The sequence below is a fragment of the Devosia sp. Z6_126 genome (assembly GCF_058133495.1).
Window position 1 is genome coordinate 577,889 of the sequence record NZ_JBYUNO010000001.1, and the last position, 26,641, is coordinate 604,529.

General features: G+C 63.4%; 24 protein-coding genes, 1 tRNA gene and 2 pseudogenes. 17 read left to right on the forward strand and 10 right to left on the reverse strand.

Annotated features, from left to right (window positions below; translation table 11 throughout):
* Positions 1 to 14: 14 nt before the first annotated feature.
* Both AC3YOG_RS02895 and AC3YOG_RS02900 read left to right on the forward strand, forming a co-directional pair.
* On the forward strand, positions 15 to 542 hold the full coding sequence (locus AC3YOG_RS02895; RefSeq protein WP_489933989.1) for a CreA family protein: 528 nt from the start codon (positions 15 to 17) through the stop codon (positions 540 to 542).
* Positions 543 to 665: 123 nt separating this feature from the next.
* A complete protein-coding gene (locus tag AC3YOG_RS02900; RefSeq protein WP_489933990.1) occupies positions 666 to 1,301 on the forward strand; it encodes a peroxiredoxin in 636 nt (211 codons plus the stop codon).
* Between the two features lie 73 nt (positions 1,302 to 1,374).
* Here AC3YOG_RS02900 and msrA read toward each other — a convergent pair whose 3' ends face one another.
* Both msrA and AC3YOG_RS02910 read right to left on the reverse strand, forming a co-directional pair.
* Positions 1,375 to 2,031 carry a peptide-methionine (S)-S-oxide reductase MsrA gene (gene msrA, locus AC3YOG_RS02905; protein ID WP_489933991.1) on the reverse strand — a complete coding sequence of 219 codons (657 nt, stop codon included), beginning with the start codon at positions 2,029 to 2,031 and terminating at the stop codon, positions 1,375 to 1,377.
* A gap of 27 nt (positions 2,032 to 2,058) precedes the next feature.
* Positions 2,059 to 2,382 carry a hypothetical protein gene (locus tag AC3YOG_RS02910; protein ID WP_489933992.1) on the reverse strand — a complete coding sequence of 108 codons (324 nt, stop codon included), beginning with the start codon at positions 2,380 to 2,382 and terminating at the stop codon, positions 2,059 to 2,061.
* Positions 2,383 to 2,625: 243 nt separating this feature from the next.
* On the opposite strand from AC3YOG_RS02910, the gene AC3YOG_RS02915 reads away from it, so the two are divergent.
* The 3 genes and pseudogenes from AC3YOG_RS02915 to AC3YOG_RS02925 form a co-directional block, all read left to right on the forward strand.
* Positions 2,626 to 2,715 (forward strand) — tRNA-Ser (locus AC3YOG_RS02915).
* 284 nt (positions 2,716 to 2,999) lie between these two features.
* Positions 3,000 to 3,581 (forward strand): annotated as a pseudogene (locus tag AC3YOG_RS02920) (transposase); the annotation flags it as partial.
* Positions 3,582 to 4,199, forward strand: a pseudogene (locus AC3YOG_RS02925) (transposase); the annotation flags it as partial.
* 130 nt (positions 4,200 to 4,329) lie between these two features.
* Here the strand turns inward: AC3YOG_RS02925 and AC3YOG_RS02930 are convergent.
* From AC3YOG_RS02930 to AC3YOG_RS02960, 7 genes are all read right to left on the reverse strand, one after another.
* Entirely contained in the window at positions 4,330 to 5,766 is a 1,437-nt protein-coding gene (locus AC3YOG_RS02930; protein ID WP_489933993.1) for an amidase, read from the reverse strand.
* A gap of 46 nt (positions 5,767 to 5,812) precedes the next feature.
* On the reverse strand, positions 5,813 to 7,189 hold the full coding sequence (locus AC3YOG_RS02935) for a M20/M25/M40 family metallo-hydrolase (RefSeq protein WP_489933994.1): 1,377 nt from the start codon (positions 7,187 to 7,189) through the stop codon (positions 5,813 to 5,815).
* The gene (locus AC3YOG_RS02940) at positions 7,189 to 8,109 is read right to left on the reverse strand and encodes an ABC transporter permease (RefSeq protein WP_489933995.1); all 921 of its coding nucleotides are present in this window, start codon (positions 8,107 to 8,109) and stop codon (positions 7,189 to 7,191) included. Before AC3YOG_RS02940 ends, AC3YOG_RS02935 begins: the two co-directional genes overlap by 1 nt.
* Positions 8,106 to 9,026 (reverse strand): ABC transporter permease, encoded by a 921-nt coding sequence (locus tag AC3YOG_RS02945; protein WP_489933996.1) that lies wholly within the window; start codon positions 9,024 to 9,026, stop codon positions 8,106 to 8,108. The genes AC3YOG_RS02940 and AC3YOG_RS02945 overlap by 4 nt, the downstream gene beginning before the upstream one ends.
* 69 nt (positions 9,027 to 9,095) lie before the next feature.
* Positions 9,096 to 10,625, reverse strand: a complete 1,530-nt coding sequence (locus tag AC3YOG_RS02950) for an ABC transporter substrate-binding protein (protein WP_489933997.1) — start codon at positions 10,623 to 10,625, stop codon at positions 9,096 to 9,098.
* 2 nt (positions 10,626 to 10,627) lie between these two features.
* On the reverse strand, positions 10,628 to 11,677 hold the full coding sequence (locus AC3YOG_RS02955) for an ABC transporter ATP-binding protein (RefSeq protein WP_489933998.1): 1,050 nt from the start codon (positions 11,675 to 11,677) through the stop codon (positions 10,628 to 10,630).
* Positions 11,653 to 12,684 carry an ABC transporter ATP-binding protein gene (locus AC3YOG_RS02960; protein WP_489933999.1) on the reverse strand — a complete coding sequence of 344 codons (1,032 nt, stop codon included), beginning with the start codon at positions 12,682 to 12,684 and terminating at the stop codon, positions 11,653 to 11,655. The genes AC3YOG_RS02955 and AC3YOG_RS02960 overlap by 25 nt, the downstream gene beginning before the upstream one ends.
* Positions 12,685 to 12,817: 133 nt before the next feature.
* On the opposite strand from AC3YOG_RS02960, the gene AC3YOG_RS02965 reads away from it, so the two are divergent.
* Genes AC3YOG_RS02965 through AC3YOG_RS02975 form a run of 3 tightly spaced genes read left to right on the forward strand, consistent with a single transcriptional unit; the run spans position 12,818 to position 15,691 of the window.
* Complete coding sequence (locus AC3YOG_RS02965; protein WP_489934000.1) at positions 12,818 to 13,945, forward strand: serine hydrolase domain-containing protein; 1,128 nt, start codon at positions 12,818 to 12,820, stop codon at positions 13,943 to 13,945.
* Between the two features lie 31 nt (positions 13,946 to 13,976).
* Complete coding sequence (locus tag AC3YOG_RS02970) at positions 13,977 to 14,699, forward strand: GntR family transcriptional regulator (protein ID WP_489934001.1); 723 nt, start codon at positions 13,977 to 13,979, stop codon at positions 14,697 to 14,699.
* Positions 14,696 to 15,691, forward strand: a complete 996-nt coding sequence (locus tag AC3YOG_RS02975; RefSeq protein WP_489934002.1) for a bile acid:sodium symporter family protein — start codon at positions 14,696 to 14,698, stop codon at positions 15,689 to 15,691. Before AC3YOG_RS02970 ends, AC3YOG_RS02975 begins: the two co-directional genes overlap by 4 nt.
* A gap of 310 nt (positions 15,692 to 16,001) precedes the next feature.
* Here the strand turns inward: AC3YOG_RS02975 and AC3YOG_RS02980 are convergent, their stop codons facing one another.
* Positions 16,002 to 17,006: a LacI family DNA-binding transcriptional regulator gene (locus AC3YOG_RS02980; RefSeq protein ID WP_489934003.1), complete on the reverse strand. Its 1,005-nt coding sequence runs from the start codon at positions 17,004 to 17,006 to the stop codon at positions 16,002 to 16,004.
* 152 nt (positions 17,007 to 17,158) lie between these two features.
* Here AC3YOG_RS02980 and AC3YOG_RS02985 point away from each other — a divergent pair, with 152 nt between their 5' ends.
* The 9 genes from AC3YOG_RS02985 (at position 17,159) to AC3YOG_RS03025 (ending at position 26,641) form a co-directional block, all read left to right on the forward strand.
* Positions 17,159 to 17,941 (forward strand): glucosamine-6-phosphate deaminase, encoded by a 783-nt coding sequence (locus tag AC3YOG_RS02985; protein ID WP_489934004.1) that lies wholly within the window; start codon positions 17,159 to 17,161, stop codon positions 17,939 to 17,941.
* Positions 17,934 to 18,713 (forward strand): sugar isomerase domain-containing protein, encoded by a 780-nt coding sequence (locus AC3YOG_RS02990; protein ID WP_489934005.1) that lies wholly within the window; start codon positions 17,934 to 17,936, stop codon positions 18,711 to 18,713. Before AC3YOG_RS02985 ends, AC3YOG_RS02990 begins: the two co-directional genes overlap by 8 nt.
* Complete coding sequence (locus AC3YOG_RS02995; protein ID WP_489934006.1) at positions 18,710 to 19,861, forward strand: N-acetylglucosamine-6-phosphate deacetylase; 1,152 nt, start codon at positions 18,710 to 18,712, stop codon at positions 19,859 to 19,861. Before AC3YOG_RS02990 ends, AC3YOG_RS02995 begins: the two co-directional genes overlap by 4 nt.
* Entirely contained in the window at positions 19,858 to 21,129 is a 1,272-nt protein-coding gene (locus AC3YOG_RS03000; RefSeq protein ID WP_489934007.1) for an alkaline ceramidase, read from the forward strand. Before AC3YOG_RS02995 ends, AC3YOG_RS03000 begins: the two co-directional genes overlap by 4 nt.
* A 52-nt stretch (positions 21,130 to 21,181) precedes the next feature.
* Positions 21,182 to 22,498 carry an ABC transporter substrate-binding protein gene (locus AC3YOG_RS03005; protein WP_489934008.1) on the forward strand — a complete coding sequence of 439 codons (1,317 nt, stop codon included), beginning with the start codon at positions 21,182 to 21,184 and terminating at the stop codon, positions 22,496 to 22,498.
* 68 nt (positions 22,499 to 22,566) lie between these two features.
* Entirely contained in the window at positions 22,567 to 23,454 is an 888-nt protein-coding gene (locus AC3YOG_RS03010; protein WP_489934009.1) for a carbohydrate ABC transporter permease, read from the forward strand.
* Positions 23,451 to 24,317 carry a carbohydrate ABC transporter permease gene (locus AC3YOG_RS03015; RefSeq protein ID WP_489934010.1) on the forward strand — a complete coding sequence of 289 codons (867 nt, stop codon included), beginning with the start codon at positions 23,451 to 23,453 and terminating at the stop codon, positions 24,315 to 24,317. Before AC3YOG_RS03010 ends, AC3YOG_RS03015 begins: the two co-directional genes overlap by 4 nt.
* Positions 24,314 to 25,561: an AGE family epimerase/isomerase gene (locus tag AC3YOG_RS03020; RefSeq protein WP_489934011.1), complete on the forward strand. Its 1,248-nt coding sequence runs from the start codon at positions 24,314 to 24,316 to the stop codon at positions 25,559 to 25,561. The genes AC3YOG_RS03015 and AC3YOG_RS03020 overlap by 4 nt, the downstream gene beginning before the upstream one ends.
* Positions 25,562 to 26,641 (forward strand): ABC transporter ATP-binding protein, encoded by a 1,080-nt coding sequence (locus tag AC3YOG_RS03025; protein ID WP_489934012.1) that lies wholly within the window; start codon positions 25,562 to 25,564, stop codon positions 26,639 to 26,641. It abuts the gene before it with no gap.

Here is a 26,641-nt window from a genome sequence, read left to right on the forward strand (position 1 = left end):
GAGATGTTTGCCCCATGCGCCGTATTGCTCGCCTTGCCGCCCTTGTTCTCCCGGTGCTGGCGCTCGCCGCCTGCGGCGATTCCCGTGAAGTGGGGAGCGTGGGGGTCGACTGGACCGGCAATGACATTGCCATCGATGCCGTGCCCGATCCGGAAGTGGCCGGTGTCGTCTGCCACCTCGCCTATTTCAACCGCGGCTTTATCGATCGCATCTCGCAGGGCAACTGGTTCGAGGACCCCTCCTATTCGGCGCTGGATTGCTCGGCCGTCGGCCCCATCACCGTGGGCGATATTTCCACCCGCCCCGGGGGCGAGGAAATCTTTCGCGAAAACCGCTCGCTGATCTGGAAGTCGTTGCGCGTCACCCGGATCTATGACGCGGCCAATGATGCGCTGGTGTATCTCGGCCATGCCCGCCAGATCCAGCAGGGCTCGGGCAAGATGAGCCTGTCGGTCGTGCCGCTGCGCGGCGAGAATGTCACCTGGCTCAACGCCCCGCCCGCCGCCGCGGCCGCCCCTGGCCCCGCAGCGGCCGCGCAATAGCATGGGCTCGCGCGCCGAGTGCTCCACGCACAAAATCATTCCGCCGCGCCCGGCTTCAAACGGCGCGGCGGAGTACGATATTGTTCCCGACAACCAAACGCGAACGAGCCCAAGGATTTCACCATGGCCATTCTGATCGGCGACACCGCCCCCGATTTCACCCTCGAAAGCACCGAGGGCACCATCCATTTCCACGATTACATCGATGGCTCCTGGGCGGTCCTCTTCTCCCACCCCAAGAACTTCACCCCCGTCTGCACGACCGAACTGGGCTATACCGCCAAGCTCAAGCCCGAGTTCGAAAAGCGCGGCGTCAAGGTGTTGGGTCTTTCGGTCGACAAGCTCGAGGACCATGCCGGCTGGGCCGCCGATATCGAGGAAACGCAGGGCTCCGCCCTCAACTTCCCGCTGCTGGCCGATACCGATGGCACCGTGGCGCGCCAATATGACATGATCCATCCCAATGCCGACAATACGCTCACCGTGCGGTCGGTGTTCGTGATCGGGCCGGACAAGAAGGTCAAGCTCAAGATCGAGTATCCCGCCTCCACCGGCCGGAACTTCGACGAAGTGCTGCGGGTGATCGATTCCCTGCAGCTAACCGCCAAGCACCAGGTGGCGACCCCGGTCAACTGGCAGAACGGGGATGACGTGATCATCGTGCCGGCCGTGTCCAATGAACAGGCCAAGGCAAAGTTTCCCGAGGGCTGGACGGAACTGAAGCCCTATCTGCGGATTGTTCCTCAACCCCGCGCCTAGTGGCGCGACTGTCTTCTCCCTGACCACTCGGGCGGCAGCAATGCCGCCCTTTTCTTGTGGTGCGTGTGGCGCCCTATTCGGCCGCCACCCCGGTGCCGATCGCGCAGGCGACCCCGGTCCCCTGCAGCCCGCAATAGCCGTTCGGGTTCTTGGCCAGATATTGCTGGTGATAAGGCTCGGCATAAAAGAACGGCCCCGCCGGGGCGATCTCCGTCGTGATCGGGCCAAAGCCACGTGCCTTGAGCTGCGCTGCATAAGCATCGCGGCTGGCGCGCACGATCTCCGCCTGCTCGGGCGTCGTGGTATAAATGGCCGAGCGATACTGGGTCCCCACATCATTGCCCTGCCGCATGCCCTGGGTGGGGTCATGCTCCTCCCAGAACGTCTTGAGCAGCTGCTCAAGGCTGATGCGGGCGGGGTCGAACACCACCTTGACCGCCTCGGTATGCCCGGTGCGGCCGGAACACACTTCCTCATAAGTGGGATTGGGGGTGATCCCGCCCTGATACCCCACCGCCGTCACGGTGACGCCCGGGAGTTGCCAGAACAGGCGCTCTGCACCCCAAAAGCACCCGAGCCCCAGATAAATGGTCTGGGCGCCGGCAGGGTGAGGACCTGCGAGCTTTTCGCCGCTGACATAATGATTTTCAGAGGTCACGAGGGGCTGCTCGCGGCCAGGCAGGGCGTCGGCAGCAGTGGGCAGGCTCGTCGGCTTGGTTTTGAAGAACATGGATTTTCCTTTGTGCTCTGGAGAGCGTCAGATCTGGCTCTGGCGAACAAAGCGCTCCGTTCTGGGGGTGCGGCCCATCAGCGCGAGAACAATGCCCGGTACGCCAATCACCGCAAACGCCGGATAGGTCAGCAACACCGAAAGCGCTGTGCCCAGGAGATCGGCAAAGAAGCGGCTGGCAAAGAACTCCTGCACCGCCAGCAGGCTTGGCAGGTGCCAGCTGCTCCACGCATTGGCGAGGCTCGTGAACTCCAGGGCATTGGCTGCCAGCGACCTTGTTCCATCGACGACAAGCAGAACCAGGGCTAAACCGATCAACCAGGTGCCCGCGATCCGCAGAAAAAGTCGCATTTCAACCTCTATGGCGTTGCGGAAGCCGGTTTGGGGCTGACCATACAGCCTTTGCTCCTGCACACGCTTCTTGTGACATGGTGATTGTCGTGCTCACAAGATGGGGATAGGCAGGCCGGAAAACAATTGGGTTTACCGCACTGTGATCCCTTGCGTCGGCAAAACCTATGGGTATATTGCGCCTCGCTCGCACCGGCATTCCAGGCCGGCCCCGATGGTGATCACCATCGGAACAGGCGATGCGGAGAGATGGCCGAGTGGTCGAAGGCGCACGCCTGGAAAGTGTGTAGGCGGGGAACCGTCTCGAGGGTTCGAATCCCTCTCTCTCCGCCATAAACTTGGAAAAGTAGCAAAAACTCCAGTGGCTTAAAGCTCAACAATAATCCGGGTATGCACCCATGTGTGCACTTGTCGCGGCCGATTGGCCCAGCAATGTCGGCGCATGGGCGCTCCAGTTTTCCCACCCGCGCTCACGCCGGTCGTCTTCGGCATCCTCCAGACAATCGGCCAGAGACAGTGAGACCAGCAGGCGATCGATGCGCAGGTCAGCATTGGGACCGAGGCTGTGTGAAAACCCCTGATGATGCTATGATCTGGCACTGCTTCGGGGGTGCCATATGGGACGTTTCGTTGAAGCTGTTGACCGTGACCAGGCGAGCTTTTTGCCGGCCTGTCTTGAAGACTATGTTGACCCTGACAACCCGGTCCGCATCATCGATGCCTTTGTCGATGAACTCGATCTTGCCGGACTCGGCTTTGCCCGCGTGCAGCCGGCAGCGACTGGCAGGCCCGGCTACGCCCCCGGCACAATGCTCAAGCTCTATGTCTATGGCTATCTGCATCAGTTGACCTCTAGCCGGAAACTCGAGCGCGAGGCTATCCGCAATATCGAGCTGATGTGGCTAACCGGCAAGCTGGTGCCGGACTTCAAGACCATTGCCGATTTCCGCCGCGACAATGCCAGCGCGATCCAGATCGCATATCAGCGCTTTGTTGCCATCTGCCGCGCTCTTGGTCTGGTCGGCGGCGGTATGGTCGCAATCGATGGTTCACGCTTGCGGGCAGTGAACACGCACGAAAAGAATTACACCAAGGGCAAGCTGCCACGTCGCAAAGCCCATGTCGAGGAGAGCATCACCCGCTATCTCGCCGAGCTAGAGGAAGCCGATAATGCGGAGACCAACTGCGACCATGACCGCTCGCATCTGCTGGAGATGGCCAAGGCTGCACAGGCCGAGACGGGCGCTGCCGGGATGATCGCCCTGGCCGATCGAGGATACTATGAGGGCGAGCAAATCCGCTCCTGCGCCGAAGCTGGCATCATCCCGATGGTGCCCAAGCCCAATACCTCACCGGCTCAGGCGCGAGGTCTTTGGGGCAAGGCCATGTTCGTGCATGAGCCTGAGACCGACACCTATCGGTGCCCCGCCGGCCAGAAGTTGCAGAAGCGCTTCGCCCGAGTGGAGGGCGGCAAGCTCATCAGCGTCTACTTCAACCAGAAGGCCTGCAGCGCATGCCCCTCGCGTCCCCTGTGCACGGCCGGCAAGGAGAAGCGCATCCGGCGATGGGAGCATGAGGCGGTGCTCGATGCGATGGAGCGCAGGTTCGAAGCGATGCCCGAGGCGATGGCGGTCCGCCGCTGTACTGTCGAGCACGTCTTCGGCACCATCAAGGGCTGGATGGGTGCCACCCACTTTCGAACGCGCGGGCTCAAGAACGTCGCCACCGAAGCTAGCCTGACAATCCTGGCCTACAACATCAAGCGCGCTATCGCCGTTGCTGGCGTTGCCTCGATACTCAAAGCGATAGCCGAGTGAGCGGAGTCAACGCTCCCCACAGCAAGGCAACCTGAACAATCAGCTGCCACGGGTTCTCACACAGCCTCGGGCCGGTACCAGTCAGGCAGCTACTGGCTGAAGCCTTTTAGTTGCGGACATAGTTATGTGGCTAGATCAAGGGTCTACCCACAAGAGGCGGCGTGGGCCGGGCCAGGATCGGGTCCGCGCGGAAATACGCTTCGATCGCATGGGCAATGGCCAGCAGCTCGCGATCGCGATGGATCTTTCCCACGAGCTGGATGCCGAACGGCGTGCCATATTCGTCGAGCCCGCACGGGATCGCCAACACCGGATTGCCGGTGACGGTGAGCGATGAGGTCATCGCGGCCCAATGCACATAGTTTTCCATCTGCTCACCATCGATTTCCGTCGGATAGAGGTCCTCGAAGGCGAACGGGGTGACTGTGACGGCAGGACAGATGAGGATGTCGACCGTTTCCATATAGGCCGTGAAGTCCTGCATCAGGCGATATTGCTCGCGCGCGGCCCAGCCGATTTTGCGGGGTTCCATCTTGAGCGCAGCAGCCACGTTGGACCGGACATTGGGGTTCACGTCGTCGGTATAGGTCTCGTAGATATGCTCGTGCTTGGCCAGCATGTAGACGCCGCGCAGATACCAGAAGACGTCGAGCACACCGCTAAAGTCCGGATCGCGGTGCTGCACCTCGCTGAAAACGCCCGCAAATCGACTGACCCGATCCTGGAAGGCCTTCCGCACGGCACGCGCCACCGGGGCAATCCCGAGGTCCTCGCTGATCGCCACCTTGAGGCCGGACAGATCCACCTCCGGGAGGGTGAGGAACTGGTTGGGGTCCAGCGGATAGGCCATCGGGTCGATGGCATAACGTTCGGCCATTGCGGCCAGCAGCAGGGCCGCGTCGGCGACGGTGCGGGCCATCGGGCCCTGGCTCTGGTAGGTCGAGAAGGCCTGCGAGCGCCGCTCGAAGGGGACGATGCCGGGTGAAGGACGGTGCGCCACCACCCCGTTAAACGCTGCTGGGAGGCGCAAGCTGCCGCCGGTATCGGAGCCCGTGGCGAGCGGCATCATGTTTGCGGCCAGCACCACGCCGGACCCGCCCGAGGAGCCGCCGCAGGTCTTGCTGAGATCGAAGGGATTGCGGGTCGGGCCATAGAGCTTGTTGTTCGTATTGCCGCCGGCGCCGAATTCCGGCGTGTTGGTCTTACCCAGGATAATACCGCCGGCGCGCCGGACTGCGGCCACCATATGCTCGTCCTTATCGGGCACGTGATCGCGGTACATCAACGAGCCATAGGCGGAGGTGATGCCCTCGGTTTCATTGAGGTCCTTGATGCCAACCGGCAGGCCATGCAGCGGCGGCAGCTTGTCTCCGGCCATCACGGCGCGTTCGGCTTCCCTGGCCTCGACCCGCGCGCGATCGTAGGACTTCACCACCAAGGCATTGACGCTTCTGTTGGTCGCTTCGATCTGGCTGATGCAGGACTCCAGCAGTTCGACCGGCGAAAGCTGCTTCAAGCCGATCAGGCGGCGGGCTTCTACGGCATCGAGGTCGCAGGGGCGGGCCATCAAGGGACTCCTCTTGTGTGGTCAGGCGATGGTACGGCGGATGGGTTCAGGGCCGCGGCAGCGTTGTCGCGAGCGCGGGGAAGACCCGGACGCCGGTGCGGATGCCGTTAAAAAAGCCAGCCACGTCCATGCTCTCGTCGGGGGCATGATTGGCTTGGTCATGGGTGGCATGCGGCACCACGAAGCAGGGCTGCTCCAGGATGTCAGTGAAGACATAGTTGGGGCCGGCGCCACCGATGCCGGGGAAGACCAGGGGCTCGAGGCCATAGGCGTCGCTCAGTGCCTCGACGATGACCGGCAGGGCCGGATGGTCGATGGGACTGCGCGAGGGCGTCAGGAAATTGAAGCCCTCGACCTCGATATCACCGAAGCCGTGATGGACCAGATGGCGCTTGAGTTTTTCAAGGATGTCGGCCGGCTTCTGGCCGGGCACCAAGCGCATGTCGACCTTGGCCTTAGCCGTCGACGGCAGCACGGTCTTGGAGCCCTCCCCGGTATAGCCCGAGACGATTCCGGCAATGTTGCAGGTCGGCTCGGAGATAAGGTTATAGTAATAGCCGTCCTCGATCCGGCCGGGTAGCAGGGTGTCGATGCCGTAGAAGTCGAGCAGCCCCTGCTCATCAACCGGAATGCGGGCGATCGTGTCGCGCTCGAGGTTGGTGAGCGGTCGGACGTCATCATAAAAGCCGTCGATCGCCACCTTGTTGTCGGGGCCCTTGAGCGTGTTGAGGGCCCAGACCAGGCGCCAGGCCGGGTTGGGCACGCCGGTCGCGCGCATCGAGTGCTGGTCGATCCGCGCACCGCGTGCCGTCAGCTCGACATAGACCATGCCCTTGAGCCCCAGGATGATCATCGGCCGCCCGGATTCGTGGATATGGCTGTCGGAGAAATAGGTGATGTCAGCCCTGAGCAGGTCGCGGTTCTGCTGCACGAAGGGCTCGAGGCTCGGGCTGCCGATCTCTTCTTCGCCTTCATAGAGGAACTTAAACGACAGCGGCACGTCGCCGGCCACCGCGCGCAAGGCCTCAATGGTCTTGATATAGATAAAGATCTGCGCCTTGTTGTCCGACGTCCCCCGGCCATAGATCTTGCCATTGCGGACCTCGGGTTCGAAGGGCGGCGACGTCCACAGCTCCAGCGGCTCGGGCGGCTGCACATCATAGTGCCCATAAACAAGGACGGTGGGCGCGCCCTCCTTGATGATCTCGCCATATACCACCGGATGGCGCGGTGTCTGCATGATGGTGGTGTCGATGCCCACGTCGCGCATCAGCCCGGCCAGCAGTTCTGCACAGTCCTGCATGCCGATATTCTGGGTCGAGATCGAGGGCTGGCGAAGGAAGACGAACAGCTCCTCCAAAAACCGCTCCCGGTTGTCCTCGATATAGGCGTCGAGGCGCGCCTGTAGTTCGTTGTCGGTCATCAGCGTTCCGCCATTTTGGGATCGAGCGCCAGTCGCAGCCCGTCCTGGAAAAGGTTGATCCCGAGCACGAGCAGCACGATCGCCAGCCCGGGAAAGATCACCGTGTGGGGGGCGATCAGCATGTAGTTGCGGCCGGTGGCCAGCATGGCACCCCATTCCGGGGACGGTGCCTGCGCACCGAGCCCGAGAAACGACAGGCTGGCGGCGGTCAGGATGGCCAGCGCCACGCGCAGGGTGGCCATTACCCAGAGCGTATTGGAGATGTTGGGAAAGACGTGTTTGACCAGGATGCGGACATGGCTCATCCCGGCCGCGTGGCAGGCCTCGATATAGGGCTCTTCCTTGGCTGAGAGGGTCGAGCCGCGCGCCAGGCGAGCGAAGATGGGGATGGTGTAGATCGCCACGGCGATCATCGCATTGATCAGGCTGGGGCCCAGGATGGACACGATGACGATGGCCAGCAGCACCCCGGGAAACGCCAGCATAATGTCGATGAAGCGCATGATGAAGCTGTCGACCCGGCCGCCTGCATAGCCCGAGATCATGCCGATCGGCACGCCGATGGACATGGCGAGCGCCACCGAGAACAGGCCTTCGAAGATCGACAGCTGCGCGCCGTGCAGGATGCGCGAGAGGATGTCGCGGCCCAGCTCGTCGGTGCCGAACGGATGCGTCCAACTCGGCGGCATCAGCATCACCATCAGGTCATTGCTGTAGGGGTCGTGGGGTGCGATCCACGGCGCCAGCACGGCTAGGATGCAGAAGAGCAGCACTATGCCGCCGCCCGGCAGGGCGAGCTTGGACTTGCGCATCTGGCTGATCACCCGCTTCCAGCGGGCGCGGCGCACCGGCACTTCGTCGTCGACGATCTCGGGCGGCAATGGCAGCGGGCCGGACTGGGCGGCGGTAAGGTCGGTCATTTCAGTTTGATCCGTGGGTCGAGCAGTCGGTAGAGCAGGTCGGTGAAGAGGTTGATGAGCACGAAGGTCACCGCCAGCAGCAGCACGGCGGCCTGCACGACGGGAAAATCGCGCGCCGAAATCGACTGCACGATGAGCCGACCAATCCCGGGCCAGGCGAAAACCGTCTCGGTCACCACCGCCCCGCCCAGCAGGTAGCCCATCTGCAGCCCGGCCACGGTGACCACCGGGATCAGCGCGTTGCGCACCGCGTGGCGATTGATGACGATGCCCTCCGACATGCCCTTGGCGCGCGCGGTCCGGACATAATCCTGGTTGAGCACCTCGACGAGGCTCGACCGTGTGATGCGCGAGATGATGGCGGCGTTTGGAATACCGAGCGTCAGCGTGGGCAGGATGAAATGCTGCCACGACCCCATGCCGGTCAGCGGCAGCCAGCCCAGAAAAACCGAGAAGAACAGCATCAGCAGGATGCCGAGAAAAAATGGCGGCATGGAAATGCCGAGCAGCGAAACCGTGAGCACCGAGCTGTCGAACCAGCCGTTGCGGAACACGGCCGTCAGGATGCCGGTGAAGATGCCTAGCGCCGTGCCGAAAGTGACAGCGGCCAGGCCGAGTGACAGGGTGTTCCAGTAGCGGAAGCCGATTTCGTCGATGACGTCCCGGCCGGTGCGGAAGCTTTCACCGAAATCGCCGATCAGCGCGCGCCCGATGAACTGGACATATTGCAGCGGCAGCGGCTTATCGAGACCCAGCGCCTCGCGGATCCGGACCACATCGGCCTCGCGGGCATCGAAGCCCGCGATCAGCACCGCGGGGTCCCCCGGGATGAGGTGAATCATGAGAAAGACCAGCACCGACACCCCGAACAGCACCGGGATCAGTTGCAGAAGTCGTCTTGCCAGAAACGTGACCATGGCACCACTCGAACGGCGGGAAAGGGAGGACCGGGCGGGGGCGCCGCCCGGTCGAGAGGCAGACCGGGACTATTCGACCCGCGCGTTGGCGAAGAGCACGTTCTCGTTGGGCAGTATTTCGACGCCGGTGACCGTGTCGCGCTGGCCAAAGATCTGGTTCTCGTAAAACAGCACCACCCACGGCACATCGTCATAGGCCTGCTGCAGGATATCGCCGAGCAGGGCATGGCGCTCTTCGATATCGACCGTGGCGCGCTGCTCCTCAAGCAGGGTATCGACGACGTCCGAGCTGTAATTGCCGTAATTGCCGCTACCGTCGCTGTGGACGTTGATAGTCAGCGTGAAGTCGGGATCGCCGGTCGGGCTGCCCTTGCCGAGCAGGAAGAAGGGGATGCGGTTCTTCTCGCGCAGCATGGCGGTGTAGGACCCGAATTCAGGCGACTGGAGGTTCACGTTGATGCCGACCTCCGCCAATTGTGCCTGAATCGCCTCGCCGAGCTGGCGGTCATTGATGTAGCGGCCGGTGGGGACATAGAAGTCAACGTCAAGGCCGTCGGGGTAGCCCGCTTCGGCCAGCAGTTCGCGGGCACGTTCGGGGTTGAATTCGTAGGGCGGAATCTCCGCTGCGCCGGGGATGACGGCGGATTCAAGACCACCGCCCGCGGTACCGATGCCGCCCATGACGCCCTGCAGCAGGCCCTGCGTGTCGATGGCATGGGCGACGGCCTGGCGAACCCTTATATCGTCGAACGGCTCCATTTCGAGATTCATGGCGACATAGATGGTGCGATAGCCGGTGACTTCGGCGATCTTGACGCCGGGCGCACCCTGCAGGCGCTCGACCATGACCGGTGGCACGTTGGAAACCACGTCTGCCTCGCCCGACATCAGCATCAGCACGCGCGCGCTGTCCTCAGGCACGACGATGAATTCGACGGCTTCGGAGGCGGTCTGCTCGCCCCAGTAGTCTTCATTGCGGAGCAGGGTCAGGCGCTCGCCGGGCTGCCAGGCGCCGAGCTTGAACGGGCCCGTGCCAGCCGGCGCATCGCCATAGTCGCTGTTGATGGCCTCGCCGGCAGTCGGGCTGATGATGGCGAGGTTGTAGGCGGTGAGCTGCGCCAGCAGCGGAGCGTAGGGTGTCTCGGTCGTGATCACGACGGTAAAGTCATCGACGACTTCGACCGAGGCGATGGCTTCGGCGGAACTGGCCCGCGGCGAAGCGACTGCGGGGTCGATGATGCGGTCGAACGTGTATTTCACCGCCTCGGCGGTGAACGGGGTGCCGTCGTGGAAGGTCACGCCTTGGCGCAGGTGGAAGGTCCAGGCCAGATTGTCTTCGCTGACGTCCCAGCTTTCGGCCAGCACGCCGACCACTTCGCCAACGGCATTGGGATAGACCAGCGTTTCATGCAACTGGGTGACGACACGCGCCGTCGGAATATCGGTGACGAACTGGGGGTCGAGGGTCTGTGCGTCGGTGCCAGTGGCATAACGGAGGGTACTCTCCTGGGCCAGGGCCGACATGGTCAGAACTGTTCCGACCAGCAGGCTGGTGGTCATCGTCTTGAGCAAGCGCGGCAGCCTAAGGTAGCTTAGCATGTTCAGTTCCTTGCTTGGTTTTGAAAAAGAGCAGGTTCGGCCTCGGTTTCTCCGAACAGATGGCAGGCGACACGTCCGCCGTCGGGCAGGATCTGCAGCGCAGGAACCTTCTGGTTGCACACCTCCATGCGATGCGGGCAGCGCGTGTGAAACGGGCAGCCGCTGGGCGGATTCATCGGGCTGGGGATTTCGCCCTTGATCCGGCTCCAGTTGCGCGGCGCGCGCGGGTCGAGCGAGGGGACCGAGGACAGCAGCAGTTGCGTGTAGGGGTGCTTGGGGTCGCTGTAAATCTGCGCCGCGCTGGCCAGTTCGACCACACGCCCAAGATACATCACCGCCACCTTTTCACTCAGGTGCTCGACCGCCGCGAGGTCATGGGCAATGAGAATGAAGGAAATCCCGAACTGGTTCTGGATGTCCTCCATCAGGTTCATCACGCTGGCTTGGACCGACACATCTAGGGCCGAAAGCGGCTCGTCGGCGACGATCAGCTTGGGCTCCAGCACCAGGGCGCGCGCGATGCCGACGCGCTGGCGCTGGCCGCCGGAGAATTCGTGCGGATAGCGGTCGGCCATTTCCGGACGCAGGCCGACGGCCCGCAGCGTCGCCATGATGCGATCGAGGCGCTCCTTGGCATCGCCCAGCTTGTGGACGATCAGCGCCTCCTCGATGATCTGCCGGATGGTCATCCGCGGATTGAGCGAGGCATAAGGGTCCTGGAAGATCATCTGCATGTCGCGCCGCAGCGCACGCATCTCGGATGGCGTGGATTTCTGCAGCGATGTGCCGTCAAAATCGACCTCGCCGGCATCAGGCGTGATCAGGTTGAGAATGAGCCGGCCCGCCGTCGACTTGCCGCAGCCGCTTTCGCCGACCAGGCCCAGCGTCTGTCCGCGCGCGACATCGAGGTCGATATTCTCGACCGCTCGGACACGGCCTTGTTCGCGCTCGAAGACGCCGCCCCGGATGACAAAATGCTTGGTAAGGCCCCGAACCTTGAGCAGGGGCTGTCGCTGTGGCGCTTGCATCAGGCGGGCGCTTCCATTTTCCATTGGCTGGTTCCTTGCCGCGCCTGCTGGGCGTAGCACCTGACATTGTGCTGCTCCCCGACCGGGGTCGTTGCCGGCTGTTCGGCAAAGCATGGCTCGAAGCGCCGCTCGCACCGTGCGGCAAAGCTGCAATAGTGGCGCGTCTCGGTCAGCCGCGGCACGATCCCTGGAATTTCCACCAGCCGCTGGTGCTTGGCATTGGCCTTGGAGCCGATCCGCGGCATGGCCCGCAGCAGGCCCTTCGTATAGGGATGGCTGGGGGCGTCGAATAGTTCGGTCGTGGGTGCCTGCTCGACGATACGACCGGCATACATCACAGCGGTCCGGTCTGCGGTCTGCGCGACCACCCCGAAATTGTGCGTGATGAGCAGAACGGCCATGTTCAGCTCGCGCTTGAGGTCGTCGATGAGCTCGAGAATCTGGGCTTGGATGGTGACGTCGAGTGCCGTGGTCGGCTCGTCGGCGATCAGCAAGGCAGGCTCGCAGGCGATGGCGAGTGCGATCATGGCCCGCTGCCGCATGCCGCCCGAGAGCTGGTGCGGATACTCCCCGGCGCGGTGCTTCGGCGATGGTATACCAACTTTGTACAGCAAATTGACGGCAGCCGCCTCGGCCGCCTTGCGCGACAGCTGCTGGTGCTTGATCAGCGTCTCGGCAATCTGGAAGCCGATCTTGAGCACCGGATTCAGCGACGTCATCGGCTCCTGGAAGATCATGGCGATGGATTTGCCGCGCACTGCCTGCATCTGGCGCGGTGTCTTGCTCAGCAGGTCTTCGCCGCGAAACAGGACTTTTCCCCTCATGTTGCTGATGTTTTTCCGCGGAATCAGAGCCATCAGCGACATCGCCGTGATGGATTTGCCACTGCCCGATTCCCCCACCAGCCCCAGGGTCTCGCCAGGGTGAATGTCGAAGCTGAGGCCATCGACCGCGCGCACGGCGCCGTCACCGCTGCGCAGATGCACCAAGAGATCTTGTACAGACAGGATGGGTTCGCCCGTAGCCGTCATGTTTCAGTCATCCCCTTATTGACCGTAGGAGAAAGATTGCATACCAAATTGGGCGAGCGCAATCCAAAAAATGTGCACAGTCAGAAACGCGCTAAATTCTGTGCATCAAACCGGTATGCCAAAGAGGGATGAGATGAGCCTGTCCATCGCAGCAAATCCGCACTGGTCGCAGATCACGCCCGAGGAGGCTGGTTTCGATGCCGGCGAGCTGGCCGAGGCAGTCGTCATGGCCGAGGCCAGCGAAACCAAGTGGCCGCGCGACATGTATATCGACGGCATATTTGTCGGATCGGCGCATGTGGACGACAAGCCGCCCTACAACCAGCCGATGGGGCCCGTTTTCGCACGAGGTGGTGCCAATGGCCTGGTGCTGCGCGCCGGCAAGCTGGTGGCCTCGTGGGGCGACACCGAACGCTGCGACATGACCTTCTCGATTGCCAAGAGCTACCTGGCGATCCTGACCGGCATTGCCATCGACCAGGGCCTGCTCGGGTCGATCGACGAGCGCGTTGGCGAGCGGGTCAAAGACGGCGGCTTCGACGATGCGCACAATGCTTCGATCACCTGGCGACATCTGCTCGAACAGACCAGCGAATGGCATGGCGAATTGTTCGAGCGTCCCGATTCGGTGGATTGGCATCGCCAGGTCGGGCCGGCTACCGTGTCGGGGGCCAGCAATGCCAAGGGCTCAAGCCGCGACCTCAAGCAGCCGGGCGAGCATTTCGAATACAACGATGTCCGGGTCAACCGCCTGGGGTTGAGCCTGCTGCGACTGTTCGGGAAGCCGCTGCCCGAGGTGCTCAAGCAGACCATCATGGACCCGATCGGCTGCTCAGATACGTGGCGGTGGAACGGCTACCACACCAGTTGGGTCGATATCGATGGAACCCCGATGCAGTCGGTGCCCGGTGGCGGCCATTGGGGTGGCGGCATCCTGATCAACAGCCGCGACCATGCCAGGCTGGGCGAGCTGATCGGCCGTCGCGGCCAGTGGAATGGCAGGCAATTGCTGTCGGAAGAGTGGGTAAAAGCAATGCTCTCCCCTTCTCGGCATAATCACAATTATGGACTGTTATGGTGGCTCAATACCGGGCGCACGCTCTATCCATCGGTTCCGGAGAGCAGTGTCTTCGCGCTAGGGGGGGGCTCGAACATTATCTGGATCGATGAACCGCGCGATCTGGTGGTCGTCATCCGGTGGCTGGACAAGCCCGTCACCCAGACGTTGCTGGGCAAGATTGCCGGTGCGCTGATTGACTGAGCCATATCGGCGCGCCCGGGGGAACGAGACCATGACCGTGCAGGACAATGCTGGGGCGATGCAGCCGGCGCTGTCGGAAGTCTCCGACGGCGCCAAGGTGGCGCGCGTGCAAAAGCAATTGCGCGAAATGATCCTGCGCGGCGAGCTCAAGCCGGGCCAGCCCATCCGGGAGCGCCAGCTCTCCGATCAGCTCGGTGTGTCGCGCACGCCGATGCGCGAGGCGCTGAAGGTCCTGGCTGGCGAATATCTCGTCGACCTGCATCCCCATCGCGGCGCCACGGTGGCGATCCTGTCCCGGCGCGAAGTCTTCGAGGTTGTCCAGGTGCTCTCCGCGCTCGAGGGCTATGCGGCGGAACTGGCCTGCGAAAGCATGACCGATGCCGATATCGGCGAGCTATGGGCGCTGCACTATGAAATGCTGGCCCACCGGGCCCGCAAGGATCGCCTCAGCTACTTCGAGAACAACCAGGCGATCCATCGGGGCATCGTCCGGGCCACCCGCAATGAGGTGCTGATCGAACACCACCGTATCCTCAATGCCCGCGTCTACCGGTTGCGGTTCGTTGCCCACCAGGCAGCCCAGAGCTGGGATACGGCGGTGCGCGAGCATGGGGAGATCATCCGCATGCTCGAAGCGCGCGATCCGGCCCGCGCTGCAACAGAACTGCGCGCGCACGTGTTTTCCGTGTGGACCCGGCTCAGCGACATTCTTGCCGAAGACGGCACCCTTACCGAGCAGGTTCCCGTAACATGAGTCTTATAGCCCGGCTTCGGCCGGATCCGTTGATCATCGGCCTCGTGCTGGCAGCGATCATTGCTTCCCTTTTGCCGGTTTCCGGCGTTGCTTCGGATGGACTGCAGATCTTCACCCAGGCCAGCGTGGCGCTGCTGTTCTTTCTGCACGGCGCCAAGCTGCTGCCGCAGACGGTGCTGTCGGGCCTCGCAAACTGGCGGCTGCATCTGACCATACTCGCCTGCTCGTTCATCATGTTTCCGCTGATGGCGCTCCCCATTAGCCTGCTGGTGCCAAGCCTGCTCTCTGCGGATCTGTTCCTGGGATTTGTCTTCCTGTGCATCCTGCCCTCGACGATCCAGTCGTCGATCGCCTTCACGTCCATCGCAGGTGGCAATGTCTCGGCAGCCGTCGTGGCGGCCTCGGCCTCAAACATGCTGGGCGTGTTCATCACGCCGCTGCTGGCGACCTTGCTGCTGCACAGCGAAGGAGGGGTTAATATCGAGGCGGTCGAGGGCGTGGCGCTGCAGCTTCTGGCGCCGTTCATCCTAGGACAGTTGCTGCAGAAGTGGGTGGGCGGCTGGGTGCGGGCGCATCCGCGCGTGGTCCGCTTCGTCGAGCGCGGCTCCATCATTTGTGTGGCCTACCTCGCCTTTTCCGACGCCATGGCGGCCAATGCCTGGCAGCAGGTGGGGGGGCTCGACCTGGTCGTGATGCTGGTTGTGGTCGTCGCCTTGCTGGCCGCCGTCCTGCTCGCCACGCGGACCATCTCGCGAAAGCTGGGCTTTTCCCGCGAGGACGAGATTGCGGTGGTATTTTGCGGCTCCAAGAAATCCATGGGCAGCGGCCTGCCGATGGCCAATATCATCTTTGCCGGCCAAACCCTGGGCCTGCTCATCCTGCCCATGATGATCTACCACCAGATACAGCTCATTGTCTGCGCGTTCCTGGCTCGAGCCTACGCGGCGGATCAGCCAGCAAAGACCGAAGACCGACAAACTCATTCGGCATAGTGCAGCAAACCCAATATGGACGCTTGCCACTCCCGGAACATAGTGCACACGGTGAGGCGGGATGAGGGCCAAGTGTCCGTCTGGCTTTCGGTGTAGCCAACAACCGTAAACACGCTCGAAGTCACTCTCAGTACACTTCGATCCCAGTACTCAACCCACCCCGCTCCCCAGTTACAGGCCTGAGTGCGTGGCAGCTTTCGGGTAATCGCAAGGGCGTTAGGGGCGGCCGAATGGGGCGCCGAGCTGCCCATCACCCAGCGTTCGCCTGACTGCCAGTTTGCGCATTCGTAATCCCCGGTGAAACAAAGCGTTACCGAAGCGTACTTACAGCGCGGCCAGTAGTCTTGCGGACGACGAGGCGGGTGTCGAGCACATGGCGAACATCTCGGCTGGCTTGGTTCTCGAGCATTTCCATCAGCAGGTGAAGGGCTGTCTTGCCCGCTTCGACCGAGCGGTTGGATACCGTGGTCAGTGCGGGAAACGTCGCCGCGCCGAGCACGTCGTCGCAACCGACCAGGGAGAAATCGTCGGGCACTGCCACGCCCTGCTCGGCCAGTTCGGCCAACATGCCTTGGGCTGTCAGATCGTCAAAGGCGATGGCCGCCGTTGCCCCCGTTGCCAGGACGCTTGGGGTAACCTTGCGGCCCAATTCAAAGGCTGGGAACTTGTTGGAGATCACGGCCACGTCGAGCCCGAGCTTTCTAGCGGCCCGTCGTACGGCGCTGCGCCGCTGCTTGTTGGACCACGAGCCGTGCGGGCCGCCGACATAAACCAGTTTCTGGTGCCCAAGCTCGGCGAGATGGGCCACGGCTTCCGCGACCCCTGTCTCGCTGTCGATCAAAACTCGCGGAATACCCGCCACGTCGCGATTGATCAGAACCAAGGGTGCGCGCCCGGCGTGCTCTATAATCTGCGCATCGCTCAGTCGTGAGGAGACTAGCACAAAGCCTTCCACCTGCCCGCCAAATCTGCCGATCAGCTTGTCTTCCTGCATGGGCTTCTCGTCGGAGTTTCCCAGGAACACGCAATAATCGGAACGGTCGGCTTCAGCTTGGGCAGCCCGGATCAACGGGGGAAAGAACGGATTGGCCACATCGGGCACGATCAGCGCGATATTGCCATGCCGGCCGGTGCTCAGCGCCCGCGCCGTATGGTTGGGGACATAGCCAAGCTCTTCGGCGGCCGCAAAGATCTTGCGGACCGTCTCGCCGCTAAGCATTTCGGGGCGCGTGAATGCCCGCGACACGCTGGACTTAGTCACACCAGCCGCCTCGGCGACCTGGTTGATCGTGGGTCTGTTCTGGCGAGGCGGCATCGGCGAGGTCTCTGGCTGAACCGGAGTGTCATGGCACGCCCCGGCCCAGCAAAGATAGTCAAAGCCGCTTGACATGCAACCGGTTGCATTAAATAGTTGAGGTGAAGCCGGGTATCCGCATGTCTCGCGCGCCCCGCGCAGGAGGTTTTCCCTTGACGCTTGCCGCTGCTCCCAGCCCCGCCACACCCCGCCTCGCAGGCCTGATGAATGTCCGGAGCTTTTCGAGCCGAGCGGCCATGGGCGATGCAGCGGCCGAGGACATCGCCTCGGCGCTGCGCCGCGCCCTCGGCGAACAAGCGCAGGTGCGCATGATCTTTGCGGCGGCCCCCAGCCAGTCGCAGATGCTGGCGGCGCTTGGCGCGGCCGAAGGCATCGATTGGACGCGGGTTACCGGCTTCCACATGGACGAGTATATCGGGCTGGCACCCGACGCGCCCGAGCGCTTTGCCCATTGGCTCGACACCCATCTCTTTGCCCGCCTGCCTTTTGCCCAGCTGCATCGCATCATTCCCGGCGCCGAGCCCCAGGCCGTCGCATCGGCTTATGAGCAACTGCTGGCGCAGGCCCCGATAGATTTTGTCTGCCTCGGCATCGGCGTGAACGGCCATATCGCCTTCAATGATCCGCCGGCGGCCGATTTCGCCGATCCGCTTGACGTCAAGATCGTCACCCTCGACGAGCAATGCCGCCAGCAGCAGGTGGACGACAAGTGCTTCCCAAGCTTTGATGCCGTGCCTAAAATGGCCATTACCTTGACGGTGCCGCGTCTCCTGCGCGCCCGCCAGCTGTTCTGCGTCGTGCCAGGTCAGCTCAAGCGGCCCGCCGTTGAGGCGACGCTGTATGGCCCGATCAGCACCGCCTGTCCTGCCAGCATCTTGCGCCAGCACCCCGATTGCACCCTTTATCTTGATGCGGAGTCAGACCCCGGTGTCTAATGATTGCTCCATCGATGCCGATGCCCTGTGCGGGGGCTATCTGGCGGATGTAACCGCGCTGATGCAGACGATCCTCTTGGAGGAGCGCGATGCGCTCGACCGCGCCGCGGCCCGCGTTGCCGACCAAGTCGCCGCCGACCGGCTGGTCTATGTTTATGGCCCCGGCGGGCACTCCAATCTTGCGGCCCAGGAGATCTTCTTTCGCGCCGGCGGGCTCATGCATGTCAGCGCCATTCTCGATGAAGGCACGCTGCTTTCCAACGGCGCGCTACGTTCCATGGCCATCGAGCGCACGCCCGGCTATGGCAAGGTGGTCATCGACGACCAGCGCCTGGGCGAGGGCGACTTGCTGCTGCTCACCAACGCCTATGGCATCAACTCGGCCCTGATCGATGCCGCCATCACCGCCCGGGCGCGGGGCGCATTCCTAATCGGGTTCAATTCCCACGCCCATGCCATTGGGAGTGCGCCGACGCATCCGGCCCGCCACCCCAGCAAGCAGAACCTGCACGACATCGTCGATATCGCCATCGATACCAAGGTGCCGATTGGCGATGCGCTGGTGAGCGTCGATGGCGTCGGCGAAAACATCGCCGCCGTCTCGACCTTTGCAAATGCCTTTGCTCTCAACTGCCTCGTGATCCGCACGGTCGCCAAGCTGGCCGAACGCGGCGTCGAGCCGCCGATTTGGCGCAGCGGCAATGCGCCGGGCGGCGACGAAGCCAATGGCCGGTTCCTCGCCCGCTTCCGCGATCGCGTGCGCTGGCTGTGAGCAGCGAAGCCCGCATTGTTGGACGCGATCCGGCAAGCCGGCAAGGCATGGCCCTGCTGTGCCGCGACGGGCTGATCGCGGGCATCGAGCCGGGAGAAGCGGCGCCGGACGCCCCTTTCCTCTCCGCCGGCTTTGTGGACCTGCAGGTCAATGGCTATGGCGGGCACGACCTCAATTCCGGCCCGCCCAGCCTTGCAACACTCGAGCAGCTCGCGCGTCACCTGTTGGCGGCCGGGGTCACCGCCTTTGCCCCTACCCTCATCACCGCGAGCGAGCCCGATCTGTGCGCCGCCTTGGCCGGCATCGCCGCCGCTCGGCGGGCCAGCCCGCTGCTCGCGCAGATGATCGGCTTTGTGCATGTCGAAGGTCCCTCGATCGACCCTGCCGACGGCCCCCGCGGCGCCCATCCGCTCAAGCATGTGCGGCCGCCGAGCCTTGAGGAATTTGCCCGCTGGCAAAGCGCGGTCGACGGCCTGATTGGGCTGGTGACCCTGTCGCCTCACTATCCCGAAGCCCCCGCCTATATCGCCGCCCTGGTCGCCCAGGGTGTGCTGGTATCGCTGGGCCATACCGGCGCCACGCCCGAGCAGATCACCGCAGCAGTCGACGCGGGCGCCAGTCTTTCCACCCATTTGGGCAATGGCGCTGCCAGCACGCTCCCACGTCACCCCAATTTTATCTGGGCGCAGATGGCCGATGATCGGTTGACCGCCAGCTTCATCGCCGATGGGCATCACCTCCCCGCTGCCACGCTCAAATCCATGCTGCGCGCCAAGACGCTCGAGCATGCCATCCTGGTTTCCGACGCCGCCGCCCTGGGTGGCTTGCCACCGGGCCGCTACCAGAGCCCGATCGGCGGCGCCGTTGATGTTTCGAGCGAAGGCCGGCTTAGCGTTGCCGGCACGCCCTATCTGGCCGGCGCCGGCCATCTGCTCGACCGCAACATCGCCTTTGCCATCGCGGTCAGCGGAATCCCCCTTGCCGAGATCCTGCCCCTTGCCACCCGCAATCCCGGGCGGCTGATGGGCGGGCGCGGCCTGCTCGCGCCGGGCCAACGGGCCGATGTGACGCGGTTCTTCTGGCAACCGGGCGCAGCAACGTTGACCATCACAGACGTATTTTTGGCGGGCGAAAGGGTTGTGGGATGATCGAGGCAGGTGCGGCGGTTGTGGACATCACCCCGACAGCCGGGCTGCATTTGGCAGGCTTTGTGGCCCGCACCCTACCCGCGACCGGCACCCATGACCCGCTGACCGTCCGCGCCGTCGCGGTCAACGACACGGCCCTTGTCGTGCTCGACGTCATTGGCCTGCATGAAAACATGGCCGCCCGCATCCGCCAGCGCGCCCCCGTGCCTGCTGACAACATCATCGTTGCCGCCACCCACACCCATGGCGCACCCGTTTCCATGCAAGGCCGCCTCGGCCGCGACGCCGAGCCCGCCTTCCTGCAACGCATCGAAGACGGCGCTGTCAAAGCGCTCCGACTGGCGCATGCCAACCGCCGAGCGGCCACGATCACCGCCGGTATGGGTGGGGATCCCGGCGTTGCCTGGAACCGCCGCCACCCCGATGGGCCGCTCGATCGCTCGGTGCCCGTGATCCGCATCCACGACGAGGCCGGCCATTGCCTTGCCGTCATCACTTCCTATGCCTGCCACCCCGTCGTGCTCGGGGCCGATAACCGGGAGATGACGGCGGATTACCCCTTCTATGTCCGCCAACCGCTCGAAGCCGCTCATCCCGGCGCCGTAGCGCTGTTCCTCACGGGGTGCGCGGGGGACGTGAACACGGGCCATACCGCCCAAGCGTCCTGGACGCTGGCCGCCAATAGCGAGCGCAGCTTTGCCACCGCGCAGCGCCTGGGCGAGCGCATCGGCGCTGCCGCCCTGGCGGCCGGCGGAGAGCTTTTCACCGGGCCTGTCGGCGCCGCGCACCGGGAGCTTGATCTGGCCCTCACCCGGCTGGAAACGACGCCCCTGCCTGAACTTGCGGGCCGCTGGCGCGCGGAGCGCCTAGGGGCTGAGCCGGTACGGGCCGCTCTTCTTGATACCTGGATCGAATGGGCCGAGCGTAATCACCACGTTGAGCCCGGCAAGTGGCGCGCCCGGGTGGGCCTGCTGGATTGGGGCGGCATTCCCATCATTGCCATGCCCGGCGAGGTCTTTACCGAAACCGGCCTTGCCGTGCGCGCGGCCTGCGGAGGCCGACCAGCCCTGGTGCTGGCCTATGCTGAAGGCAATCCCGGCTATATCCCCCCGCGCTCCGAATTCGGCTTTGGCGGCTATGAAGTGGAAGAAGCCCATCGCTTCATCGGCATGCCGGGCACTTTTGCGCCCGGCTCGGCCGAAGCTTTGGCCGATGCCGCCGCTGCGCTGCTCGGCGAACGCCACTTGACAGCGCAACCGGTTGCATAACAGACTTCGATTATCGTGTGTAAAGGGAACGCGCGAACAAAGGGGAACTCACATGGCTTGTGTGTCGAAGCTACGCCGTCATTCACTGCCCGGCTCATACCGGCTGGCCTTGCTGGGCTCAGCACTGGGCTTGGCCGCAATCGCTATGGCGCCCGCCGTCAGAGCGCAGGAAATCCGCGTTTGGAGCGGCTATCCGGAACTGGCCCCGTTCTATGAGCATGTCGCCGAGAGCATGAAGGCGCATTATCCCGATCTCAGCGTCCGCGTCGAGGCCATTGCCCTGCGCGAGCACGAAAAGCGGCTGGCCCTGGGGCTGACCTCCGGGGAAGCGGCTGAAGTGATCGAGCTCGGCACCTCCACGGCCACGCGCTATCTCGAAAACGGCCTCTTCAACGAAGCGCCCGCCGAGGTCACCGCCTTTGTGCAGGACCCCGCCAATTTCAACGATTTCTTCCGCGACTCCGCCAGCTATGACGGCACCGTTTACGGCTTGCCTCTCTTCCGCGGCCAGAGCGCGCTCTACTACAATACCGAGATGTTCGAGGCCGCAGGCCTCACCGAGCCGCCGGCTGAGATGGCGGACTACACCAAATATGCCGAGGCCCTGACCAAGCGCGACGCCAATGGCGCCCCCACTGTCTCGGGCTGGAGCCTGCGCCTGTCCGGTGGCGGCCAGGGCATTGCCGAAAAGTTCTGGATCAATATGTTCCAGTATGGCGAGAGCTTGGTAGAGCAGGACGCCGATGGCATTTGGAAGGCCGATTTTGCCAATGAGCAGGGTCGAGCCGCGCTCAAGCAATATCTTGAAAACGTCCACACTCTCAAAACTGTCACCATCGAAATGCCCGCCGATGCCGAAGCTTTCGAGCGTGAGCAGACCGCCATGTTCATCCGCGAGTCCTGGGTGATCGGGGACATCGCCGCCAAGGCCCCCGACCTGCCGTATGCGACCGCCACCTTGCCGCGCGGCTCGATTGTGGCGCCCGTTTCGCTCTGGATCAGCGGCGAAGGTGCCGAGGCCGAGGCCGCATGGGCGTTTGCCCAGGCCGCCAACGACCCCGAGAACCTGCTTTGGCTGCTCGACAATGTGGGCTGGCTGCCCAACCGGTCGGGCCTTGACTACAGCGCGATCCTCGAAGCTAAGCCCGCACTCGCCGCCTTTGTGGATTACCCTGAAAGCTACGAGTTCTTCTCGCTGCCCAATATCGGACCCGTCGAGGAAATCCTCACCCGCACCGCTGCGCGGCTGACCGAGGCTTTCGCCAATCCGGCGCTCGCCACGGACGACGCGGGGATCGATGCGGTCCTCACCGCCACGCAGGACGAGATCAACGGCCTGCTCGAGCGCGAAGGCCTGCTGGCTCAGTAAGCCAGTTTCCAGATACCGGCTGGCCTGGGAAAGCTCGTTTTCCCAGGCCGTTTCGAGCGGAGAATGCAATGCTGCGGCGCAAGAGATGGCTCTTTGCGATACTCGCCATCCTGCCAACACTGGCCTTGTTCGCCTGGCTGCGCATGTATCCCATTTTCGAGACCTTGCGGCTTAGCCTGCACAGATGGGACATTCTCTCCAAGAACAAGCCCTTTATCGGCTTGGCCAATTTCCGGGAACTGATGGGCGACCGGCTGTTCCATGAAGCGCTGCTGAACACCACCATCATCGCCTTTGGCGTTCTGATCATCACCATCCCCACCGCGATGATCCTGGCTGCGATGATCCACTACCGGACGCGCTCGCGCCTTTCCGGCTTTTACGAAACCGCGATCTTCCTGCCCCATGTGGTCTCACTCGTGCCCGCCGCCATGGCCTGGAAATGGATCTTCGATGCTCGGCTCGGGCCGCTCAACGCCCTTCTGACCGCGCTCGGCTTTGAGCCGCAGGCCTGGCTGTTCGACCCCACCCTGTCGGTCATCAGCGTCATCGTGCTCTGCTCCTGGCAGGCGCTGGGCTATGCGGTGCTGATCTACCTCGTGGGCTTCAAGAGCCTGCCCGTTTCGCTGTTCGAGGCGGCCAAGCTCGATGGTGCCTCGGGACCGCAATCCTTCTGGTTCCTGTCCATCCCCATGCTTAAGCCGATCACCCTTTATGTTTCGGTGGTGACGCTGGTTTCGGGCTTCAATGTCTATGCTCAGGCCTTCGTGCTGGCCTCCGACGCCCAGGGCGCCCCGGGGCGCCAGGTGCGGGTGCTGGTGCTCGACATGCTAGAAAACAGCTTCCGCAATTATCGCGTCGGCTATGCGGCATCCGAAGCGGTGGTGCTGCTGCTGATCGTCCTCGTTCTGACCCTGATCCAGTTCTCGTTGCTGCGTGAAAGGGGCCGCGCATGAGCTCCACCCGTTCCACCGCCAGCGGTAAGAGCCGGCGCCTGCGCAAGACGCTGGTTGATCGCGGCATCGACCTGGTGCTGCTGGTCTTCAGCCTCCTGATGCTGCTGCCCCTCGTGTTCCTGGTTTCCAACGGCTTCAAGACGCCCCAGGAAATGCTGGCCTGGCCGCCCACCATCATTCCGGCCAACCCCACCGTCGACAATTTCGCCGCGGTGCTGCAGGACACGCCGCTGTTGCGCTGGATCTTCAACAGCATCCTGTTTGCGGTGCTCTCGACCCTGGCGATCCTCGCGACTTCCTCCATTGCGGGCTATGTGCTGGCCAAGTTCCGCTACACCTCTCTCAATGTCATCTTCGCGCTGGTCCTTGCGACCGCCATCGTGCCGTTCGAAGTTTACATGATCCCGCTTTATTTCCAGGCGCAAAGCCTTGGCATCCTCAATTCCATCTGGGGACTGCTGCTGGGCTATCTGGTGATGAGTTTTGGCATCTTCCTGATCCGCCAGAACGTCATCCATTCCATCCCCGATGAACTGCTCGAAGCGGCGCGGATCGATGGCGCGGGAGAACTCTGGATCTTTTTTCGCATCGTGCTGCCGCTGCTGCGGGGGGCGCTGGGTGCCCTTGGCGTGCTGGCGTTCTTCCAGGCCTGGACTGCCTTTGCCTGGCCAATGATCGTGGCCACCAATCGCGAGGCCTACACGATCGAAGTAGGACTGGCGCTGTTTCAGACCGGCTTTACCGTGGATCTCGGGCGCCTCAGTGCCGCCTCGGCTCTGGTGCTCATCCCCTCGATTACGCTCTTTGTCCTCCTGCGCCGCAATTTCGTGCAGGGCGTCGCCAGCACGGGGCTCAAGGAATGAGCCAGCCCACGCCATTCATCGGGGAAGCGGCCGGCATCTACACCGACGCCAACGCGGCAAGCCTGCGCTGGCTGCTGGCCCGGCCGCTGCTTGGCCCGGGCTTTCTCAACAGCAAGCAGAACAGCATTACCCTGGCCGACTACGGCCCGGCCGATGGGCTGCGCGGCCCCGGCTTTACCTATGGCTGGATCCAGGGCCGCGGACTCGAAGCCCTCGTCACCCATGCTGCATTCTTTGCCCTAACCGATCCGGGCCTCACCGCCGCCGTAGACGCAGTGGCGCGCCCGCTCTACGCGACCCTGCAATCATTGTGGGCGCGCGATGGCCATGCTTACTTCTGCTATAACGAGCACCTTCAGCCGGTGATTGCGGCTGCAGACGGCAGCACGGCTCCACAAGCGCAACCGCCCGAGATCTACACCTATTCCGACATTTTCGTGCTCAAGGGCCTTATTGCCGCCGCCGCGCGCTTTGACCGCTCAAGCCTCGACGATTATCTCGCGCAGCTGCCGGCCCTCGTAGATGCCATCGAAACCGGCCGCTTCCAGATGGATGAGCGCCAGCCCCTTGCCGCTTCCGGGGCGGCCGGCCAGCCGGATGATTTCGGCCCGCGCATGATCCTCTTGGGCGCAGCGGGCATGCTCAAGCGGTTCGGCCGGATTGAGGCCGCCTCCTTTGCTGACCGCTTTATCGCCCATGTCCTCGAAAGCCATCTCGATCCCGCCTCCGGCTTGCTGCGCAATGCGCCGGATGCCGATACCTGCAATGTCGGGCATGGGATCGAACTGGTGGGTTTTGCCCTCGACTATCTCCCGCCCGATGCTGACCCGGCCCTCGTCGTGCAGTTGCAGGACATCTTGCTGGCCTCCTTTGCCGCCGGTTTCCAGCCGCCCGGCGTGCGGCTGGCAGTGTCAGTTGCCACGGGGGAGCCGATCAGCCCTTATTGCCCTTGGTGGTCGCTGCCCGAAACCATCCGCAGCGCCGCTCTTTGCCTGGAACGTACCGGCGTTGAACGGGTGCTCGAGGTCTGGCGCCGCGCCCATGCGGCGTTTTTTGCCAATTATTGGCGCGGCGAGCCGGCCATTGCCTACCAGACCATGACGAGCGACGGCGCCGTCGATTTCGTCCCCGCCACCCCCGATCTTGATCCGGGCTACCATACGGGCCTGAGCCTGCTTGCCGCTATCGAAGCGGCGGAGCGCATGGGCGTGGCCAGCCCCCTCCCCCACAATGCAGGTGCATGAATGGCTGCCGTAGAAATCCGCAATGTTGCCAAGTCATTTGGGCCCACCGATATCATCCGCAACATCAATGTGCAGGTGCCCGATGGGGCCTTTGTGGTGCTGGTGGGCCCATCGGGCTGTGGTAAATCAACCCTGCTGCGCATGATTGCGGGGCTCGAGGACATCGACAAGGGCGAGATCTCGATCGGGGACCGGGTCATCAACGATGTCGAGCCCAAGCACCGCGACATCGCCATGGTGTTCCAGAACTATGCGCTCTACCCGCATATGACCATCGCGGAAAACATGGGCTTTTCGCTGCGGCTGGCCAAGCAGTCCAAGACCGAGATCGAGCAGCGCGTCGGGGAAGCCGCGCGGATCCTCGGGCTCAGCGAATATCTCGATCGCTATCCCAAGCAGCTTTCGGGTGGGCAGCGCCAGCGTGTTGCCATGGGACGCGCCATTGTGCGCCAGCCGCAGGTGTTCCTCTTTGACGAGCCGCTCTCCAACCTCGATGCCAAGCTGCGCGTGCAAATGCGCGGCGAACTCAAGGACATGCATGCGCGCTTCAAGACCACCACGATCTATGTGACGCACGACCAGATCGAAGCCATGACCATGGCAGATCTCATCGTCGTCATGCGCGCCGGCGTGGTCGAGCAGACCGGGACGCCGCTCGATCTCTATGATTTTCCCGCCAATATGTTCGTAGCGAGCTTTATCGGCTCGCCGGCGATGAACTTTCTTGCCGGCACGGTGCGCCTGCTCGAGGGCCAGCAGGTGTTTGAAACCGCCAGCGGTTATCGCCTGCCGGTGCAGGCGGGCTCTGGCGCCCCCGACGGCCTTGCCGCAACGCTGGGGATCCGGCCCGAGCATCTTTCCCTCGCGCCCGCCGGCCAGGGCCTTGGCGGCAGGATCGTCACGGCCGAGCCCACCGGCTCGGAAACCTTTGTCGTGCTGCAGCTGGGCGAGGACCGCATCTCGGCTCTCCTGCGCCAGCGGCTGAGCGCCAGCATTGGCGACGAGCTCTGGCTAGCGCCGCAGCCCGAGACGACGCATTTGTTTGACAGCGCCACCAGCAATCGGCTGACTCGCGCCTGA

What these genes read in the sequence shown, in the direction of transcription:
- AC3YOG_RS02980 (WP_489934003.1), bottom strand. Translation starts at nt 17,006, where the DNA reads ATGCCGCCTCGCCAGAACAGACCCACGATCAACCAGGTCGCCGAGGCG.
- AC3YOG_RS02960 (WP_489933999.1), bottom strand. Translation starts at nt 12,684, where the DNA reads ATGACGGCTACGGGCGAACCCATCCTGTCTGTACAAGATCTCTTGGTG.
- AC3YOG_RS02940 (WP_489933995.1), bottom strand. Translation starts at nt 8,109, where the DNA reads ATGACCGACCTTACCGCCGCCCAGTCCGGCCCGCTGCCATTGCCGCCC.
- AC3YOG_RS02970 (WP_489934001.1), top strand. Translation starts at nt 13,977, where the DNA reads ATGACCGTGCAGGACAATGCTGGGGCGATGCAGCCGGCGCTGTCGGAA.
- AC3YOG_RS02955 (WP_489933998.1), bottom strand. Translation starts at nt 11,677, where the DNA reads ATGGAAAATGGAAGCGCCCGCCTGATGCAAGCGCCACAGCGACAGCCC.
- AC3YOG_RS03015 (WP_489934010.1), top strand. Translation starts at nt 23,451, where the DNA reads ATGAGCTCCACCCGTTCCACCGCCAGCGGTAAGAGCCGGCGCCTGCGC.
- AC3YOG_RS03000 (WP_489934007.1), top strand. Translation starts at nt 19,858, where the DNA reads ATGATCGAGGCAGGTGCGGCGGTTGTGGACATCACCCCGACAGCCGGG.
- AC3YOG_RS02975 (WP_489934002.1), top strand. Translation starts at nt 14,696, where the DNA reads ATGAGTCTTATAGCCCGGCTTCGGCCGGATCCGTTGATCATCGGCCTC.
- AC3YOG_RS03025 (WP_489934012.1), top strand. Translation starts at nt 25,562, where the DNA reads ATGGCTGCCGTAGAAATCCGCAATGTTGCCAAGTCATTTGGGCCCACC.
- AC3YOG_RS02900 (WP_489933990.1), top strand. Translation starts at nt 666, where the DNA reads ATGGCCATTCTGATCGGCGACACCGCCCCCGATTTCACCCTCGAAAGC.
- AC3YOG_RS02910 (WP_489933992.1), bottom strand. Translation starts at nt 2,382, where the DNA reads ATGCGACTTTTTCTGCGGATCGCGGGCACCTGGTTGATCGGTTTAGCC.
- AC3YOG_RS02945 (WP_489933996.1), bottom strand. Translation starts at nt 9,026, where the DNA reads ATGGTCACGTTTCTGGCAAGACGACTTCTGCAACTGATCCCGGTGCTG.
- AC3YOG_RS02935 (WP_489933994.1), bottom strand. Translation starts at nt 7,189, where the DNA reads ATGACCGACAACGAACTACAGGCGCGCCTCGACGCCTATATCGAGGAC.
- AC3YOG_RS03020 (WP_489934011.1), top strand. Translation starts at nt 24,314, where the DNA reads ATGAGCCAGCCCACGCCATTCATCGGGGAAGCGGCCGGCATCTACACC.
- AC3YOG_RS02930 (WP_489933993.1), bottom strand. Translation starts at nt 5,766, where the DNA reads ATGGCCCGCCCCTGCGACCTCGATGCCGTAGAAGCCCGCCGCCTGATC.
- AC3YOG_RS02965 (WP_489934000.1), top strand. Translation starts at nt 12,818, where the DNA reads ATGAGCCTGTCCATCGCAGCAAATCCGCACTGGTCGCAGATCACGCCC.
- AC3YOG_RS03010 (WP_489934009.1), top strand. Translation starts at nt 22,567, where the DNA reads ATGCTGCGGCGCAAGAGATGGCTCTTTGCGATACTCGCCATCCTGCCA.
- msrA (WP_489933991.1), bottom strand. Translation starts at nt 2,031, where the DNA reads ATGTTCTTCAAAACCAAGCCGACGAGCCTGCCCACTGCTGCCGACGCC.
- AC3YOG_RS03005 (WP_489934008.1), top strand. Translation starts at nt 21,182, where the DNA reads ATGGCTTGTGTGTCGAAGCTACGCCGTCATTCACTGCCCGGCTCATAC.
- AC3YOG_RS02895 (WP_489933989.1), top strand. Translation starts at nt 15, where the DNA reads ATGCGCCGTATTGCTCGCCTTGCCGCCCTTGTTCTCCCGGTGCTGGCG.
- AC3YOG_RS02950 (WP_489933997.1), bottom strand. Translation starts at nt 10,625, where the DNA reads ATGCTAAGCTACCTTAGGCTGCCGCGCTTGCTCAAGACGATGACCACC.